Source organism: Mesorhizobium sp. M4A.F.Ca.ET.020.02.1.1 (genome assembly GCF_004022645.1).
In the GTDB taxonomy this organism is placed as follows: Bacteria; Pseudomonadota; Alphaproteobacteria; order Rhizobiales; family Rhizobiaceae; genus Mesorhizobium.
The window spans coordinates 1-4,228 of record NZ_RZOI01000549.1 but is presented as its reverse complement, the minus strand read 5'-3'; the positions used below and the strand labels follow the sequence as shown (position 1 = coordinate 4,228).

The 4,228-nt window shown below is 65.1% G+C and carries 2 protein-coding genes and 1 pseudogene; all 3 read left to right on the top strand.

Translation table 11 applies throughout. The features are described 5' to 3' along the window. On the top strand, nt 1-422 hold a 422-nt coding region (locus tag EN742_RS26350; protein WP_148670265.1), incomplete at its 5' end, for a MipA/OmpV family protein. A 231-nt stretch (nt 423-653) separates the two neighbouring features. Further along, on the top strand, nt 654-3,629 hold the full coding sequence (gene ileS, locus EN742_RS26345; RefSeq protein WP_127406843.1) for an isoleucine--tRNA ligase: 2,976 nt from the start codon (nt 654-656) through the stop codon (nt 3,627-3,629). Nucleotides 3,630-3,878: 249 nt separating this feature from the next. Next, nucleotides 3,879-4,228 (top strand): annotated as a pseudogene (locus EN742_RS26340) (hypothetical protein); the annotation flags it as partial.

Here is a 4,228-nt window from a genome sequence, read left to right as displayed (position 1 = left end):
ATCCGCTCGACTGGGTGCGGGCGCGGGCCGAGCTCAGGCATGGCATCCGCGCCCATGACGGCTTCGTCGCCGACATCGCGGCGGATGCCTTCTACGACGTCACGCCGACGGTCCGCATCTCCGGCGGGCCGCGCGTCTCCTTCGCCTCGTCGGGCTATTTCGACGCCTACTACGGCGTCAACGCCACCGAGGCGGCGGCCTCCGGCCTCAGCGAATACCATCCGGACGGCGGCCTGAAGTCGACCGGCCTCGGCGGCGCGATCACCTGGAAGGTGACCGAGCCGATGACGGCCAGCGTCTTCACCGAGTATTCGCGCCTGATGGGGCCGGCGGCCGATTCCAGCCTGGTCAAGGAGCGCGGCGACCGCAACCAGTGGACCGTCGGCGTGTCGACCACCTATCGCTTCGACTTTTCAATGTAGCCGCCTGAACTCGGCGCTTTATTCCTGCTGACTAATCCGCTAAAAGCCCGGCCATGACGAGCTTTTCGCGCCTGTTTGCGATCGCGATACGAATTACGAGCCCGGTGTTCCGGGTGGCCTGAGCGCCGCCGGAGCCGCCGGGACTTTTGCGCGTGGCTCTCGCGCTTTTCCAGATGATGATAGTTCAACGCCCGAGCTTTTCCGCCGCCGGGCAATGCACATGGCAGACCAATGACCGATACCGCTGAAACGATCGACTATTCCCGCACGCTTTACTTGCCGCAGACGGATTTCCCGATGCGCGCCGGCTTGCCCGAGAAGGAGCCGGCGCTGGTCAAGCGCTGGCAGGACATGGACCTTTACCGCACGCTGCGCGAGGAGGCCGCCGGCCGCGAGAAATTCGTGCTGCATGATGGCCCGCCCTACGCCAACGGCAACATCCATATCGGCCATGCGCTGAACAAGATCCTCAAGGACGTTATCAACCGCTCCTTCCAGATGCGCGGCTACGACGCCAACTACGTGCCGGGCTGGGACTGCCACGGCCTGCCGATCGAGTGGAAGATCGAGGAGCAGTACCGCGCCAAGGGCAAGAACAAGGACGAGGTGCCGGTCAACGAATTCCGCAAGGAATGCCGCGACTTCGCCGCGCACTGGATCAAGGTGCAGGGCGGCGAGTTCCAGCGCCTCGGCGTCGTCGGCGATTTCGACAATCCCTATACGACGATGGCTTATCACGCCGAGGCGCGCATCGCCGGCGAGTTGTTGAAATTCGCCATGTCCGGCCAGCTCTATCGTGGCTCGAAGCCGGTCATGTGGAGCGTGGTCGAGCGCACGGCGCTGGCCGAGGCCGAGGTCGAGTACCAGGACTATGAGAGCGACACGATCTGGGTGAAATTCCCGGTCGCGAGCCTCGCGCGCCCGGTCGTCGGCGCCGAGGACGCCGCCGCGGCGGCGCTGTCGGAATCGTCGCTCGATCTGCTCGAGGCCCATGTCGTCATCTGGACGACGACGCCCTGGACCTTGCCCGGCAACCGCGCCGTCAGCTATTCGCCGCGCGTCGCCTACGGTCTCTACGAGGTGACCGCGGCCGAGAACGCGTTCGGTCCACAGCCTAGCGAGAAGCTGATCTTCGCCGACGCGCTGGCCGAGGACGCCGCCGCCAAGGCCAAGGTGACGCTGGCGCGCGTTCACGACGTTTCGGCCGAACAGCTTGCCAGCCTGACGCTTTCGCACCCGTTCAGGGGGCTGGCCGACGGCTACCAGTTCCCGGTGCCGATGATCGGTGGCGAACATGTCACCGACGATACCGGCACCGGCTTCGTGCACACCGCGCCCAGCCACGGCCGCGAGGACTTCGACGCCTGGATGGACGCCGTGGCGGAATTGCTCAAGCGCGGCGTCGACACCGCGATCCCGTTCCCGGTCGACGATGCCGGCTTCTTCACCAAGGACGCGCCGGGCTTCGGTCCGGACCGCGAAGGTGGGGCAGCGCGCGTCATCGACGACAATGGCAAGAAGGGCAACGCCAACCAGGCCGTCATCGAGGAACTGATCAAGCGCAACGCGCTGTTCGCGCGCGGCCGCCTGAAGCATTCCTATCCGCACTCCTGGCGATCCAAAAAACCCATCATCTTCCGCAACACGCCGCAATGGTTCGTCTACATGGACAAGGACCTCGGCGACGGCACGACGCTGCGCAGCCGCGCGCTGAAGGCGATCGACGACACCCGCTTCGTGCCATCCGCCGGCCAGAACCGCATCCGCGCCATGATCGAGGAGCGCCCCGACTGGGTGCTATCGCGCCAGCGCGCCTGGGGCGTGCCGATCGCCGTCTTCGCCGACGTGGACGGCAACGTGCTGAAGGACGAGGCGGTTAACCAGCGCATCATGGAGGCCTTCGAGGCCGAGGGCGCCGACGCCTGGTTCGCGCCCGGCGCCAAGGAGCGCTTCCTCGGCAATCACGATGCCGCGAAATGGCATCAGGTGATGGACATCCTCGATGTCTGGTTCGATTCGGGCTCGACGCATGTCTTCACGCTGGAGGACCGTCCGGATCTCAAATGGCCGGCCGACGTCTATCTCGAAGGCTCCGACCAGCATCGCGGCTGGTTCCACTCCTCGCTGCTCGAAAGCTGCGCCACCCGGGGCAGGGCGCCATACGACACCGTCGTCACCCATGGCTTCACCATGGATGAAGAGGGGCGGAAAATGTCGAAGTCGCTCGGCAACACCGTGGTGCCGCAGGACGTCATCAAACAGTCCGGCGCCGATATCCTCCGGCTCTGGGTGGTGACGACCGACTATTGGGAAGACCAGCGCCTCGGCAAGAACGTGCTGCAGACCAATATCGACGCCTACCGCAAGCTCAGGAACACCATCCGCTGGATGCTGGGCACGCTTGCCCACGACGATGGCGAGGACGTTCCGCTGGATGAGATGCCGGAACTGGAGCGGCTGATGCTGCACCGGCTGTCCGAGCTCGACGAAGTGGTGCGCCAGGGCTACGACGCCTTCGAGTTCAAGCGCATCACGCGCGCTTTGCTCGACTTCATGGTGGTCGAGCTCTCGGCATTCTACTTCGACATCCGCAAGGACGCGCTCTATTGCGACGGGCCATCGAGCCTGCGCCGCAAGGCGGCTGTGCAGGTCGTGCGCCACCTCTTCGAATGCCTGGTGAAGTGGCTGTCGCCGATGCTGCCCTTCACGATGGAAGAGGCCTGGCTCGATCGTCACCCGGATGCCGTCTCGGTGCATCTCGACCAGTTCCCGGTCATTCCGCAAAACTGGCGCAACGAGGCGCTGGCCGAGAAATGGCGCAAGGTCCGGCAGGTGCGCCGCGTCGTCACCGGCGCGCTGGAGATCGCGCGCGCCGAGAAACTGATCGGCTCCTCGCTGGAGGCCGTGCCGGTCGTGAGCCTCGACGATGCCGCGCTGGAAGCGGCGATATCGGATGTCGATATGGCCGAGATGGCGATCACCAGCGATCTCGTCATCGCCAAAGGCAAGGCGCCGGACGGCGCGTTCACGCTGGACGACGTCAAGGGCGTGGCGGTGGTGGTCGAGAAGGCCGAGGACCGCGGGCTCGTTAAGTGCGCGCGGTCGTGGCGCTACACCGCCGATGTCGGGCAGGACGGGGCATTCCCCGATGTTTCGGCCAGGGATGCGGCCGTGCTGCATGAACTGAAAGCGCTTGGGCGGCTTTAGGTGCATGTCGCCCAAAAGTGTGCCGCGGTTTTGGGAAAACGACATGCACCCAATCAAATAAGTGCACAAATGCCACGCCGGGCAATGCAAATCCGCCGGCGCGTTGCCCTTAACGGGTGGTTGAGGTAAACACGCGAAACTCCGGACGACAAATTGTCGCCGGATTTCCGTCGCAAGTGCATCGTCGATGGGGACCGGATCTTTTGGCCGGTGGCGATCGAGAGGCTGTCTAGTGTGGGACTTTTTGGCATGACCGAGAGAATCTGTGTGCGCGCCGCACTGCTGGCGCCGCTGGTCGCATCCGGACTTGCCTTGTCGGGCTGCATGAGCTCGCCCACCTACGGCACCGACAAGACCGCCGGCGAACAGCTTGCCGGCGACCTTTCCAGCGCCTTTTCGATCGCGCCGAAGCGCAAGGATCCGATCGACTACAAGCCGCGTCCCGATCTGGTGAAGCCGGCGCCGGGTCAAAAGGAAAACCTGCCGCCGCCGCAGGAGAGCATCGAGACGGCGAGCGCCGATTGGCCCGAATCGCCGGAGCAGCGCCGCGCCCGCCTGCGCGCCGACGCCACCGCCCACCAGGACGATCCGTCCTATCA